Below are 13,760 nucleotides of genomic sequence, written 5' to 3' on the forward strand. Positions count from 1 at the left end.
ATACTATCCCGCCCTGTTGTGAATGCAGATCTTCAGCAGTTCAGACAGGAGTTTTACCAACGATACGGAGATGCAGAGGTACCGCTGGCCCTTGCGCTGGACCCCGACTGGGGAATCGGGTATGCCAGTCCGGGCGGACAATCGGCAGAAAGCAGCGTGTTCATCGACGACCTGCATGCCGGTAAACGCAAGTCTGCTCCGAAATTACAGGCAGATGCCATTCAGGAGCTGGTGCTCCGCAAATACATCGCCTGCCTGGAAAATGGGGAAGATTGTATTACATTATCGGTTACAGATCTGCAATCAGCGGCAGGGTTGTCTAAAGAAGCCGTTTATTCCCAGAGCATGTACGTAATAGGCAGCCTGCTGAAAAATGGACCGGGAGAACAAGATTACTGCTTTGATCTGCAAAACCTGTGGGGTCCGTCTGCCGCGAATCTTTTCAGCCGCTTCACTTACAGGAATGAGGAGCTGCACCGTCTTACCACAGCGATGTTGCAGGCAGAAGAAGAGCGTTCTCCGGATACTATCTTTGCGGAGATTGTTCACCTGCCGGAGGCGCGTGTTGGCAATATATTACTACGGCCGCATCTGAGAAGATATGAAATACCTTACATGGGCAAATCCGGTCTTGATGACGCGCATCAGTTACCATTGGATGATCTTCTGGTAAGTGTGCATCACAATGAAATTATATTGCGCAGTAAGAAACATGGCAAACGCGTTATTCCCAGGCTTGCATCTGCCCATAACTTTGATACGCCCAGGAGTTTGCCCCTCTATCGTTTTCTCTGCGACCTGCAAACGCAAGGACTATACGGCCCGGCCTTCTGGGACTGGGGACTCCTCTCCCAGGTGAAACATCTTCCAAGGGTGGTATTCAAAAAACTATTGCTGAAAAAAGCCTGCTGGCAATTTGATGAAAAAGACCTTGCCATATTAGGAAAGGATCAGCAGCGGATAAAGTCACAACTGCCGGCATTCAGGGCAAAGTGGAAGCTCCCCCGTAAGATCTCCGTGGTAGAAAGAGAAGACCATGAATTGTACATCGATCTGGAATCTTCCGCAGGATTGGATTTACTCGCGGATCTGCTCAAAAAAAGCAAGTCGTTGCATATAGAAGAATTCCTATTCAACGAAGAACATGCTTTTGTGAAAGACGTGAACGGAGATCCGTATTCCAATGAGGTTATCATCCCTGTAACGGTATCTGCCGCGATGCAGTACAACAGCGATCTTACAGCTACGCCTTCGGTATCCGGTATCAAGCGTAATTTCTTTCCTGGTAGCGAGTGGCTGTACTTCAAAATATACTGCGGTACAAAATACGCGGAAAAGATCCTGAGAAACCTTATCCTTGATTTTGTTGAGGAAGCGTCACAACAAGCCGGATTCGATAAATTCTTCTTTATCAGGTATCACGATACTGCTTCTCATATCCGGATCAGGTTTTATAATGAAGATATCAGCAGGCAAGTCACTTTACAACAGCGCTTTCTGTCGTTACTCGAGACACAGCGGCAAACCGGGTTAATACATGACATGTCTATTCATGCTTATACCAGGGAGTTGGAGCGGTACGGCGAAAAAACCATGTCTCATATAGAAAGCCTGTTCTATCACGACAGCCTGACAGTGCTGAGACTACTCAGGTTACTGGGAGAAGTAGAAGATGCCGAAGAATACAGGATGCTGTTTGCACTGCGCGGTATCCATATGTTTCTGGATGATTTCGGCTTATCTCTTACGGATAAATATGCACTGATAAAGGAAATGCAGTTGAACTACTTCCGGGAATTTGGAGGAAAGCCCGCATTGCAAAAACAACTGAATGATAAGTACCGAACATGGCAGCGGAAAATAGCTTCTCATATGAACCCCGATGAAGATGAAGACAACGGCATTGAAGAAGCAACCACTTTGTTTGCGGAGCGGTCTGTCTTAAGCCTCCCTGTGATCAATGATATTTATCACGTATATGCGGCTACACACCTTGACAGCAAGCAGGAAGTGATGAAAATTCTTGACAGCTGCATACATATGTTCCTGAACCGGTTGTTCGTAAGCCGGCAACGGAAGTTCGAACTTGTCGCGTATCATTTCATGGAGCGATATTATTACTCCAGGCAAGTGATTGAGAAGCAAAAGAAAGAAAAGGAACTCGTCAAACAATCTTAAATACGCCAATACAGAACCCGCTACCTCAGCGGGTTTTTCAACCCCACTTTATCATCCCCCGAAAAACCGGGGGATAAAAACCACTCCATTCAAGGATTGTCTCACTGTTGATTTAGATTTACCTTTGATTCCGTATAGCGATTAACCGGTAATCAATATATGTTTAATCTGAAAAACCATTTTTTAAAAAAGATTTAAAGCAGACGGGAAACTGCGTGTATTAAAGAACTGATAGCATTAACCAACAAGGCACAATGAGAAAGTAACCCAACACATTTGTTCACCCGAAATCAATCATTTTATGAAAAAACTGTTTATCGCTGGCATCAGCATGCTTGCCCTGTTTTCATTACAACCAATACAGGCGCGACCTAATCATCCAACTCCTGTCAAGAAAACGGAGTCTACCCGCAGGTTCAGTAACTACCTCTACACAACCAGTGATCGTTGCGGGTTCTGGTTTGGCAACAGTGTCAGGCTAAAGAATAATGATGCATCCAGAGGCTACCTCGTAACGATCCGTGCTGACTGGCGATCAGGTATCCAGTCAGGATCTCAACAGTGGGTAGTATATAACTATGCGGGCGGAGATGTATACATTGGATGTACACAGAATGGTCCTTCACCGGGAGCAGGCATACCAACTGACTGGACGTTTACGGTTGTTGGCGAACAATAAGGTTACTGTATTTAAAAAGTCAGATAGATTCTGATCATTCATCTCAACTGGATTTCAGCATATCCGTTACTGATTTATTACCTGAGCTGTTCATTCAACCCAACGATGATTCCTTCAGGACCGCGGAGATATGCGAGCTTGTATGTGTCCTCGTATTGCACCACTTCGCCAACCAGTTCGGCGCCATGGGATAGCATGTGTGCGACTACTTCATCGATACCCTCGACAGCCAACATGATGCGGCGGATTCCTAGTTCGTTCACCTGAGCCTTCTCTGGCCCGGTTCTGATCGGTTCCGGTGTGTGGAATTTATCCAGTTCAATCTGTCCGTGTCCATCCGGCGTGCGCATAAACACAAGGGTGGCACGGACATTCTGTAGGTCAATGAGACGATCTACTGTAGGCCCCTCGACGATCGTTTCACCTCCCAACCCGAATCCTAAATGGAGAAAGAAAGACTTCACGGCTTCAAGGTCGTTAACGACAATGAGGACATTATCCATTCGTAATAACCTGTTTTTTGTCATCGCTGTAAGTTTTTTTATCAGTGTAAAATGGGAAATATTACTATTAAAACATAGAAGATCAGGCAATAGCACATTTATTGATACCTTGATTTTTCTGCTACAAATATCTACAACAATTTCATACTAGTTGCTGTGCGTATACGACAATCATAGGGTTTAAAACGACACCTGAGTCTACAGGTAAGCGACTTTTATTTTTCGCCCTTCTTTTGTTCCACGCGGGCCTGGGCAATATTATATTCCAGTTCCGGGTCAATATTCAGTGTTTCCACTTTTCGCTCTCTTTCCGTCAGCAGTTCATGGTTGGCGGCAAGCCAAGCCAGTTTCTTTTTCCCATAGCTTAACCTGGTGAACCCGTCTATGTCAATACTTAACAAAATGACAAAGACCTGCTCCGCCAGCAGGTCTTGTCATTTTGTTGGTGATCCTTATAATTACCGGATATTTGTATCTATCCAGTTAAATATACGCGTATAAGAAACAGACAACGCACCGGGCTGACAATGCAGATAACCGGTATCTTCTTCTGTGAAGAGAATAAAGTCTTTAGGACAGGTAAGTGCATTGTACAACTTTTCCGCCTGCCCTCTTGAGAATTCTTCTCCGGTGCCATCCACTACCAGCGTATGACAGGTAATATTTTTGACACTGTTTTCAATGGTGTAATGTTGTAGCTTCAGCAGCAGCACAGATGGTTTATTGACGCCATGTTTCCACATCTCGTCAATGATGCCCCATCTCACAAAAGCATTTTCTTCCATGCAGGCTTTCATCTTCTCATCAAACAGATCGTAATCTCCTGCGTGGAATATGGGCATTAATCCGGGAATTAAGTAATTCAGCGAGGTGTATATACTCTCTGTCCAGCTTAGTACACCGGGGTTGGCTACACAGAGCTTAATTCTCTTCTCGGATGTCACGGCCCTAGGCGCCAAAAACCCACCCATACTGAACCCCATCAGCACGCTCCTGTTGATATCCACCTCCCGGTATCCTTCCAGGAAATCAAGTACCGGCGTGATTACATGTTCCCAATCCGGCCGGAAAGGGATGCCCTGCAAACGGATTACCTTCCCTTGTCCGGGCCCGTCAAAAAGCAGGCAATGGTATCCGCGTTTTACCGCATACGTTGCAATCCATAAATTATCTTCTGCCCAGGCATCGCGTCCTGAATGAAAAATTATAACAGGCGCCTTCTTATGGTGCTTTACGGGCGCGCGCAGAAAATAACCGGGCAGACATGTACCCTCATAAGGTATTGATACGGATTCATAAGGCACGGCCAGGAGCGTCAGCGCCTTATTGTAATGTTCTATCACCTTATGTGACAGCTGCTTAACAATAACAGCAGCGGGATCGGGATAACGGTGGAGCGCTGCCCGGTAATATGTAGAGGCTCTTAAGTAGGACTCTCCAGCTGTAAGCTGATGATGACTGCTCAGACAGCTATCGCCCAAAGCACTTAATCTGTCCGCCGTTTGGGTCCATTCATCAGACCAGCTGTATTCGTTTTTTTCATCGATGCGGGAGGCCGTATCAAAACATTCCCCTATATCAGACAACTTTTGCCAGGTGCCTCCCAGGTAAAAAAGAAATACACTTTCAAGTACCGGGTCATTGAAAAGGCCCAGTGGATACCACGATTTTTTGGGGGTTGCTACTTTAGTTTCCATATAAAATGTTTTATAAAAATGTATGGCACGGCCAGGTATGCAGCATACCATGTGGGTCATAACTAAATAAATCTGGTTATTTTTTGCTTAATGCATAGGCTTGTATAAACCCGGATCCTTCACATGTGTAAAGCTCCTGTTCTTTGGGGAAAGCAGGAACAAATATCTGATGAGCTGACTACATTCAGCCATGAGTTGTTAAATAAAAAGGTCAGCACGGTTGTTACCTTGCTGACCCTGAAAAGTAGAATGAGTATGAAGTCACTGCGGAAAACGCAGGAACGTTGATGCCTGTCTAAGGCTATATTGAGGGAAAGTAAGAGATGGTTATCTGAAAATGAATCCTTCCTTAAACGGATCTTCCGGATCAAAATAAAAGGTATGCTGTCCTGTCACAAAAGCCGTTCCGCTCACTTCCGGTATTACAGCCTGATGGTTGCCGAAGGTGGTGAGCTCTCTCACTGCTACGCCCATTGTGCTGCCTGTGATACTTTCAATTACGATTGTTTCATCAGGCTTTAATTCGCCTTTCGCATGATGTAATGCAGCACGCGCACTGACACCGGAACCGGTAGCAGAGCGGTCTACCTCTCCTTCCGCGAAGATGCATACATTACGGCTATGGTGTCCTTCCTGTGAGGCTTTCCCGGTGAAAATGGTACCGTACAGAAAGCTCAGGTCATTTTCAAACGGATGCCTGATATCAAAATTGTTCATGACGGCGTATTTAATCCTGCGGCCATAATCAATCAGCTGATTATAGTACGAAGCATCCAGGCCGAGCTGCAGACTCTCTGCCGCTACAAATGCATAGAACGCGCCGCCATAGGCCACATCAAACTTTACGTTACCGATACCTGGCACCATTACTTCCTGATCAGACAAATACAGAAAGGAAGGCACGTTGCGGAAGGCGACGTTACTTACTTTCCCGTTCTCCATGGTGGCATGTGCGGATATTTTACCGGCAGGCACGTTGATCGTCAGTGCCGGGTTCAGTCCTTCTTTTCTCACCATACCTGTTTCCAGCGCCAGTTTTGTCAGCGCAATGATGGCGTGCCCGCACATGGTGCTGTATCCTTCATTGTGCAGGAAGAAAACATCCATATCCGCGTCGGCGGAATCAGTGATCACAGCGCCATACATATCTGCATGTCCGCGTGGTTCCCACATGGTACCGGTACGGATGAAGTCAAGGTGTTCTTTGAAGTATCTCCTCTTTTCCAGGACGGTTGCACCTTCTATAGCAGGCAGACCGGAAACAAAAACACGTAAGGGTTCGCCACCGGTGTGCATATCTATCGTACCTATCTTTAACCATTGGGCAGGCGCCTCCCAATGCAGATTATTCAGCAGCATTTGCATGGTATATGAAATTGATTGATTAAGGAGAAGGGATAAATAGAAATGATGCTGGTTAAAGACGGATGTTCGTTCCGATGTTTTGTACCAGGGCTGTTTCGTACAGGGCTCTTGCCATGAACAGGTCGAAAAGAGCCATGCCGGCAGATTTGTATGCAGTAGTACGGGTTACGTCTATCTTAACTTCCCCGGTTAAAAGTTTACCGATAGTGAAAACATCCTCCTCCTGCAAAATTCCTTTGCTTAACGGATTAATAATATCGCCGGTTTCAACTTTAGCAAATGCCGAATCAATTGCCAGTTTCCCCGATAAACGAAAAACATTATCCGGCAACTCCTGCATATTGGGTTTATAAGAACCGATACTGATAAAATGTTTGTTCTCCAGCAGGTGTGCATCATCCGGCAAAACCGGGGTGGCAGCGCGGCTGGCGGCAACAATCACCGTTGTTTGTTGCAGGATGGTAACAGCATCACTACAAGGAATCACCTCTACAGACGGATGATATTTCCGGAGCTCCGAGATCAATGTGGCCATACCGGCTGCTGATCTCTGCAGGCAGTATATCTTTTTCACCGGGCGTACAACACAGGCGAAAATGGCCTGCTGTATACCCTGTACACCGTATCCGATTAGTCCGATGGAATCAACATCAGGAGGCGTCATGTACCTGATGCCAATTGCACCCAGCGCGCCGGTGCGCAACGCTGTCAGCTTTGCGGCATTCATAATGGCCACCGGGAAACCCGTACGTGCGTCATTCAGTAACATTGCGCCATTGGTTACTGCCAGTTGTTGTGTGCTGTTGCCAGGCACAACGGATACGAGTTTGGTACCAAAATAGGTATCGGAAAAAGAGGGCATAGACAAGAAAGTATTCTCTCCCCAGTCAATGTGCATACGTTTGGGGACTATACAGGCACCCTCCTCGATGGCTACCAGTGCAGTCTCCACTGTCGTTATTACCTTATCCGGTGAAAGAAGGTCCGCAATTTCATGATCGTTTAGTACCAGCATAGCAAATATATAAGGGGGAATCAGCTTCACAATGCTACACCTGATTCCGGCCGTGTAAATGTATTGACTATTGCCATCGGGTCCGGCATCAATGTTAACCACTTCTTTGCTAAAATTAACCCGCCGTGGCGGCACATCTCATGGTTGGCTATCCGGGAATAATAAAAGATATTTTTGTCTTTTATTATTCCCGACTTATCTTTGTGCCGTCATTAAATCATCAGGGGATATATGGCCATCTTTTCCAAGACATGCGAATATGCGATGCGCGCGGTTTTCTACGTTGCGCAGCGATCTCATGAAGGATACCGGGTAGGTATCAGGGAAATTGCGGAGCATATTAACTCTCCGGAACCCTTCCTCGCTAAAATCCTTCAGAAGCTTAGCCGGGAAGGGCTGATCCAGTCCGTCAAAGGGCCTAACGGTGGTTTTTACTTTGACACCGCCTCGCTGAACAGGCCACTGGCAGATATTGTGACAGCTGTTGATGGTGATGAAATATTCACCGGATGCGGATTAGGGCTCACCTACTGTTCCGAAAGCAATCCATGTCCACTGCATGACGAATTTAAGAAAGTCAGAAACCAGATCACGCACATGCTGAATAACACCTCTATCGGTAAATTCAATATGGGCCTGATTAAAGGAAAGTTCACCCTGAATAAGTAGTTTTTTTTACAACAATAAAGGATAAAAAAGTCTTTTATTATTCTAAATCAATATAAGATGACAAGGGAACAAATACAGCTTGTAACGGCTACGGTACCAGTGCTCAGAGAGCATGGCGTATTACTGACCACTCATTTCTATAACCGCATGTTTACCCATAACCCGGAGCTGAAACATGTATTCAACATGGGCAACCAGCAGAACGGAAAGCAACAGACAGCACTGGCCATGGCCGTACTCGCCTATGCAGCAAACATTGAAAATCCTGCCGTACTGATGCCGGTGGTGGACAGTATCGGACATAAACATACCAGCCTTGACATTCGTCCGGAACACTATGCTATTGTAGGCAAACATCTGCTGGCGTCTATCTCAGAAGTTCTTGGAGACGCAGCAACACCCCCGTTACTGGAGGCATGGGCAGCAGCCTACCAGCAGCTGGCAACGATCATGACCGGCCATGAGCAGGACCTCTATGCAAAACAAGTAAGCAAAAATGCGGGATGGACAGGCTGGAAACCTTTTCTCGTAAAACAGAAAGTAAGAGAGTCTTCCGAAATCACGTCCTTCTACCTCTATCCTGCTGATGGTGGCGCTGCAGCGGATTTTCTTCCTGGTCAGTATATCAGTCTGCGTCTGTTCCTGCCGGAACTGCGTCTGTTGCAACCCCGTCAGTATAGTATTTCCTGCGCCCCTAATGGTCAATATTACCGCATCTCAGTAAAAAGAGAAGCCGGCGCCAGTCATCCGGACGGGCTTATCTCTAACCACCTTCACGATCACATCCGGGAGGGAGACATGGTGGAATTATCAGCACCAGCGGGCACCTTTACACTGAAGGACGACACCTCCCGCCCTAAAGTATTTATCAGCGGCGGCGTAGGCCAGACACCCCTGATAGCTATGCTCGAAGCGCTTGCCGGCAAACAGGCAGATATACCTGTTACATGGGTACATGGATGCCGCAATGAGGCAGTGCATGCCTTCAAAGACCATCTGGCACAACTCGCCGGTTCCTACTCCCATCTTAACCACCATATTTTCTACGATCAACCGGAAATACAGACGCAGCACACCGGTTGGGTAGATCTTGCCAAAATTAAAACAGCCGTATTGCAGACAGATGCAGACTATTATATCTGCGGGCCTGCGCCATTTATCGCCACACATTACCGTTTCCTGGCAGAAAACGGCGTGGATACGGCGTTCATTCATTTCGAAGAATTCGGGCCAGCTTCCCTGCAATTAAACAACTAGTTACCCCCAATAGAGGAAGGGAGCCTTTTACTCCCTTCCGTTTATGCGTTTGCGTTACATGCTGTTCAATCAGATTTTAAAATGATTATGCCATACAGATGCCCTGCCGGACTATGTTGATACCTGTTTTATATATAAGCGAATCGTCGCAAACTACCTGTATATTGGCGCAATCCCCCCTAACGCAGGAAGCATACCTGTATTAACTTTGTTCAACCGCTCATTTAAAAGCGAACAGACATGAAGAATATCAACAGCACCGTTGCCGGACTTGAGCTGGCTCAAATCGGCTGGGTGGTTCCGGACATTTACGCCGCTGTAAAATTTCTTGGGGGCGCCCTGGGCATTGCCGGCTTTCCTGAACCAGCACACATCCGTGCACAGGATCTGGATATGACCTATCATGGTAAAGTCGTTGCTGCCGAATGGCTGACTACGCAGACATATAACGGAGGCGCCTTTATTGAACTCATTCAGCCACTTTCCGGTCAGAGTATGTTTCATGATTATCTCGCCAAATATCCCGCAGGCGGCACACAGCACCTTGCGTTCCGCCTGCCGGTCAGCGACTTTGAACGAATCACTAACGAACTGCGTGAACAAGGGTATGCCGTCATCAGCGAAGTGGACCATCCCATTGCACGGATGGCTTTCTTCGATACCTACCAGACGCTGGGTGTTGCCACCGAAATTATGGGCATTACACCGGAGGGATGGAATGCTATCAAACAAATGGAGAAGGGCGGATGAGCAAAAGATATCTTAGTTTATATGGATAATATATAGCCGCAGTCATCGAGGAAAAATATCCCCACAACATTACTTCCTGCAATAATTTTTCGCGTGGAAACACTTTATTTAAAGTAGTATCCAATAAAGATGTATTAATCACGTTTAAGAAACAAACCCGTGTAAATAACCTATTTGCTAATTGATTTTTGTATCCGATTGAGTGGGTCTTTTATTATGTATTGCAGGCATGCATATGCGAGTGTTGGTTTGCTGACCATTTTCTTCTTTAATTATCTCGTTATTGCGCAATAGCAAAGGCAGAGCCGAAAACCTTCATAAAAAAGTAGGCATCACGTTAACCATTTAATTGCTCTTTATGAAAAAGTATGCATTATTGAAAAACACTAAAGTACTTTCCCGTGAATCATTAAGAAGTATTGCCGGAGGCAGCAAGAAATTTGCTTATCCTTCCTGTATAGATATTCCATTCTGTTATGGTGATGCAGCCTGTGGTGATGGTTGTTTTTGTGTGCGCCAGGCTAACAGATGCTGGCCTAAAGGCTGATGCAAAATCTGGAACGGCTGTTGCACTATCAACAGCCGTTTTTATAATACATCCTTACTCCCCCGCCCTCATTTTTTAACACTAATTAAGATTGCATTAACCATTTTTAACTTAGCTCTTCCCATTTATTTCCTACATTTCGATCCGAAATACCAGTAGCATGAAGCCTTCTTTTTTCCTGTTTATCATAGCAACGCTGTTGGCCGTCAGTGCCATTGCACAAAAGCCGTTAACACTTACTCCGGGTGTTATAGACGGCTTCTCCAATCCTGAAAGTATCTGCCAGTCCGGAAGCAAGCTATATGTAGCAAGTATCAATGGACAGGGTAAACACGGTTTTATAAGCGAAGCAGATCTCACAACAAACAAAATATCCGCCCTACATCTGATTCCGGATACTGTATTCAACAGCAATACTCCTATGGGATTATTGGTGGTGCAGGATATGCTGTATGTAACCAACTATAATCATGTTTTCGGAATCCAGCTAAAAACAAAGCAACTGGTGTTCCAGGCAGCCGTCCCGGGGGCAACACGTCTGAACGACCTGGTATACAGGAAAGGCATGCTGCTGGTATCCGAAACTAACGGAGGCAATATATACGAGATAGACCTGGCAACTAAAGCAGTGCAACCTTTGATTACCAATCCGGATGATATACAAAAGCTGAGCGGCGTCAACGGATTAGTGCTGGACATGAAGAAAGACGTATTATATGCCACAGCAAACAAAGACAACCGTAGTCCCAACAGTATCCTGGCTATTGAGATGAAAACCAGCAAGCTGACCGTTTTATATCAGCAAACGCTGAAGGGCTCATTTTTCGATGGTCTTACAATCCGGCATCGCCAACTACTGGTAACTGACTGGGCACATAAGATATATACGCTACCGTTGTTCTGCGCACCTGTGCGTTCGCCCGAAACGCTGCATGTGAAAGCGCTCAGTAATAACCTCGACAATTGGGATGGTCCGCCTGACTTAATTATAAGTGCTGATGACCGATACTACATTATACCATTATTTCAAAGTGGTAAAGTAGTGATTGAGAAGATAGACAGGTAACTTCTTTGAAATCACCAATTACCACGAAGTCAAAATAACATGTCAGTTGACAGACCTGGCTGAGTACAGCTTCCAAAGTCTGCATCTTAATCTGTAACAACAGATTAACAGGTCCCAAACTTTTTGATCCACTGTATTTTTCTTTATCTATATTTACTATGGAGAAAGCGTTCCATCCATAGCAACAAGGCATTACCAGTACCAGCAGTCATATGAGCACAAAAGTCCTGAGCCAGGTCACATTTGAATATTTATTCACGGAATACTACGAAGTACTATGTCAGATGTCGTTCACCATTGTCAAAAACAATGATGCTGCAAAAGATATCGTACAGGATTTTTTTGTGAAGTACTGGGAAAAATATACGCTGGAGCCACAGCCGGATAATTTTCCAGCCTATGCCTATGTAGCCGTAAAAAACAGGAGTCTTAACTATCTGGCAAGTGAGCAGGTAAAGCACCGGCATGCCCCGGGTATTGAAGTATTACTATACAATGAGGAGCAACTGCCGCCGTCTCATTCCAATGATGAACATTACAGGGAAAAACTGATGAAGGCCATCAACCAGCTACCGGCACAACGCAGGAGAATTTTTACCATGAGTGCCGTGGAAGGGTTTAAATACGCAGAGATCTCTGCGCTGATGAACATTTCGGTTAATACTGTCAAAACACACATCAGAAAAGCATATTTAGCAGTAAGAAAGAGTTGCGGATCGCTGTTGTTACTGCTGATATAGTAAATTTTTGCCGGAGCAGTCACCCTTTTTTACTGGTAACCTGTCTTAATCTAATATAATGAATAAGAAAAAAAAGAATGAAGCTATTGATTGGGAGAAGATCCATCAGCACCTCGATGCGCAGGGAGGGAAACTACTGCCTGACGGGGAGCTGAATGACGAAGAACAGCAGCTACTGAAAGAACTCCTGGCGATCCGCTCACAGGCTGGTGAGCTGAAAGGCTGGGAAGGCGTCAATGTTTCCGAAGATCTGGCAAAGCTGAAAGCACGATTATCACTGTCTGCCCCCGCAACCCCTGTTGTGCCCGTATGGCGCAAAACGCTGCGCTATGCAGCTATCCTGGCTGTTGCAGCCGGTACGACCTGGTGGCTGTTCCAAACAAAACAGGCGCCTGATACCAACAGCGGCCCCGGTACGTTTGCCGCAGCGGCCCCAGGTAGTATAAGACAGGTTACACTACCTGATAACAGCAAAGTATGGCTGAATGCAGGGTCCCGTATCAATTACCCTACGGCATTCAATGGTAAGCAGCGGGCTGTGGAACTGAGCGGCGAGGCTTATTTCGAGGTAACGGCCGATGCGCATCAACCATTTGTAGTGAACACCGGTAAGCAGGTAGTACAGGTCCTGGGTACCGCTTTCAACATCAATGCCTACGGAAAACACGTCATCACCACACTGATAGCCGGCAGCGTATCCGTAGGAACATCAGGGCAGCCCGGCACCACACAGATCCTACTCCCCGGCCAGCAGGCTGTATTTGATAAACAAACAGCTGTACTCAATATCAGTAGCAGTACATCCGCCACAGTCACAACCTGGAAGTCCGGACAGCTGGCATTTAGAGACATCGCCCTGGATGATCTTATGGATCAACTGGGCCAGATGTATGGCTACAGCATTACCTATATCAATCCCCCATTCCGCAGGTTACACTATAATATACCATCCATGCCAAGGCCGGAAAAGATCGCTCCGCTACTGGATCTCCTGAAAGCTACTACCGCTGCTCCGGTAAATTTCAGTGTTGATACATTAAACCGTACCATCGAAATAAAATAGTGGTTATCTTTATCCTGATCGATACGATAGGAGAATTATGCCGAATGCCCATCTGACGCAACATTACTACTGGAATTAATTATTATTAATGGTATTTTTTTGTTATTTGTGAATCTTATGTCTGTTTGATGCACCGATACGATTGGCTTATCCGGACCTGGTTATGTTACACCCGGCCATTGTACCTGAAATATTCGTTTATCCTGATCCCCTGCTTTTTCACGTATATAA

General features: G+C 45.9%; 14 protein-coding genes. 9 read left to right on the top strand and 5 right to left on the bottom strand.

Features of this window, described 5'->3' with window-relative positions; translation table 11 throughout:
- Nucleotides 1-2,178: lantibiotic dehydratase (locus VM802_RS16550; protein WP_325532453.1), on the top strand; the 2,178-nt coding region annotated here is incomplete at its 5' end.
- 301 nt (nucleotides 2,179-2,479) lie between these two features.
- The gene (locus tag VM802_RS16555; RefSeq protein ID WP_325532455.1) at nucleotides 2,480-2,857 is read left to right on the top strand and encodes a hypothetical protein; all 378 of its coding nucleotides are present in this window, start codon (nucleotides 2,480-2,482) and stop codon (nucleotides 2,855-2,857) included.
- A 77-nt stretch (nucleotides 2,858-2,934) separates the two neighbouring features.
- Here VM802_RS16555 and VM802_RS16560 read toward each other — a convergent pair whose 3' ends face one another.
- The 5 genes from VM802_RS16560 to VM802_RS16580 all read right to left on the bottom strand — a co-directional run bounded on the left by VM802_RS16560 (nucleotide 2,935) and on the right by VM802_RS16580 (nucleotide 7,437).
- Nucleotides 2,935-3,384 (bottom strand): VOC family protein, encoded by a 450-nt coding sequence (locus VM802_RS16560; protein WP_325532457.1) that lies wholly within the window; start codon nucleotides 3,382-3,384, stop codon nucleotides 2,935-2,937.
- A 191-nt stretch (nucleotides 3,385-3,575) separates the two neighbouring features.
- A complete protein-coding gene (locus VM802_RS16565; protein WP_325532459.1) occupies nucleotides 3,576-3,761 on the bottom strand; it encodes a hypothetical protein in 186 nt (61 codons plus the stop codon).
- A 57-nt stretch (nucleotides 3,762-3,818) separates the two neighbouring features.
- Nucleotides 3,819-5,057 carry an alpha/beta hydrolase family protein gene (locus tag VM802_RS16570; RefSeq protein WP_325532461.1) on the bottom strand — a complete coding sequence of 413 codons (1,239 nt, stop codon included), beginning with the start codon at nucleotides 5,055-5,057 and terminating at the stop codon, nucleotides 3,819-3,821.
- Between the two features lie 327 nt (nucleotides 5,058-5,384).
- Nucleotides 5,385-6,422, bottom strand: a complete 1,038-nt coding sequence (locus tag VM802_RS16575) for a proline racemase family protein (RefSeq protein WP_325532463.1) — start codon at nucleotides 6,420-6,422, stop codon at nucleotides 5,385-5,387.
- 52 nt (nucleotides 6,423-6,474) lie between these two features.
- Complete coding sequence (locus VM802_RS16580) at nucleotides 6,475-7,437, bottom strand: ornithine cyclodeaminase family protein (protein ID WP_325532465.1); 963 nt, start codon at nucleotides 7,435-7,437, stop codon at nucleotides 6,475-6,477.
- Nucleotides 7,438-7,668: 231 nt separating this feature from the next.
- Here VM802_RS16580 and VM802_RS16585 point away from each other — a divergent pair, with 231 nt between their 5' ends.
- From VM802_RS16585 to VM802_RS16615, 7 genes are all read left to right on the top strand, one after another.
- Complete coding sequence (locus tag VM802_RS16585) at nucleotides 7,669-8,106, top strand: RrF2 family transcriptional regulator (RefSeq protein ID WP_325532467.1); 438 nt, start codon at nucleotides 7,669-7,671, stop codon at nucleotides 8,104-8,106.
- Between the two features lie 57 nt (nucleotides 8,107-8,163).
- The gene (gene hmpA / locus VM802_RS16590; protein ID WP_325532469.1) at nucleotides 8,164-9,363 is read left to right on the top strand and encodes an NO-inducible flavohemoprotein; all 1,200 of its coding nucleotides are present in this window, start codon (nucleotides 8,164-8,166) and stop codon (nucleotides 9,361-9,363) included.
- 240 nt (nucleotides 9,364-9,603) lie between these two features.
- Nucleotides 9,604-10,113: a VOC family protein gene (locus VM802_RS16595; RefSeq protein WP_325532471.1), complete on the top strand. Its 510-nt coding sequence runs from the start codon at nucleotides 9,604-9,606 to the stop codon at nucleotides 10,111-10,113.
- Nucleotides 10,114-10,471: 358 nt separating this feature from the next.
- Nucleotides 10,472-10,660, top strand: coding sequence for a hypothetical protein (locus tag VM802_RS16600; protein ID WP_325532473.1), 189 nt, complete (start codon nucleotides 10,472-10,474; stop codon nucleotides 10,658-10,660).
- A 160-nt stretch (nucleotides 10,661-10,820) separates the two neighbouring features.
- Nucleotides 10,821-11,726 carry a hypothetical protein gene (locus VM802_RS16605; RefSeq protein WP_325532475.1) on the top strand — a complete coding sequence of 302 codons (906 nt, stop codon included), beginning with the start codon at nucleotides 10,821-10,823 and terminating at the stop codon, nucleotides 11,724-11,726.
- Nucleotides 11,727-11,938: 212 nt separating this feature from the next.
- Nucleotides 11,939-12,466 carry an RNA polymerase sigma-70 factor gene (locus VM802_RS16610; protein WP_325532477.1) on the top strand — a complete coding sequence of 176 codons (528 nt, stop codon included), beginning with the start codon at nucleotides 11,939-11,941 and terminating at the stop codon, nucleotides 12,464-12,466.
- Nucleotides 12,467-12,524: 58 nt separating this feature from the next.
- The gene (locus VM802_RS16615; RefSeq protein ID WP_325532479.1) at nucleotides 12,525-13,529 is read left to right on the top strand and encodes a FecR family protein; all 1,005 of its coding nucleotides are present in this window, start codon (nucleotides 12,525-12,527) and stop codon (nucleotides 13,527-13,529) included.
- Nucleotides 13,530-13,760 lie beyond the last annotated feature (231 nt).

This window comes from Chitinophaga sp., from assembly GCF_035538455.1.
Classification (GTDB): Bacteria; Bacteroidota; Bacteroidia; order Chitinophagales; family Chitinophagaceae; genus Chitinophaga.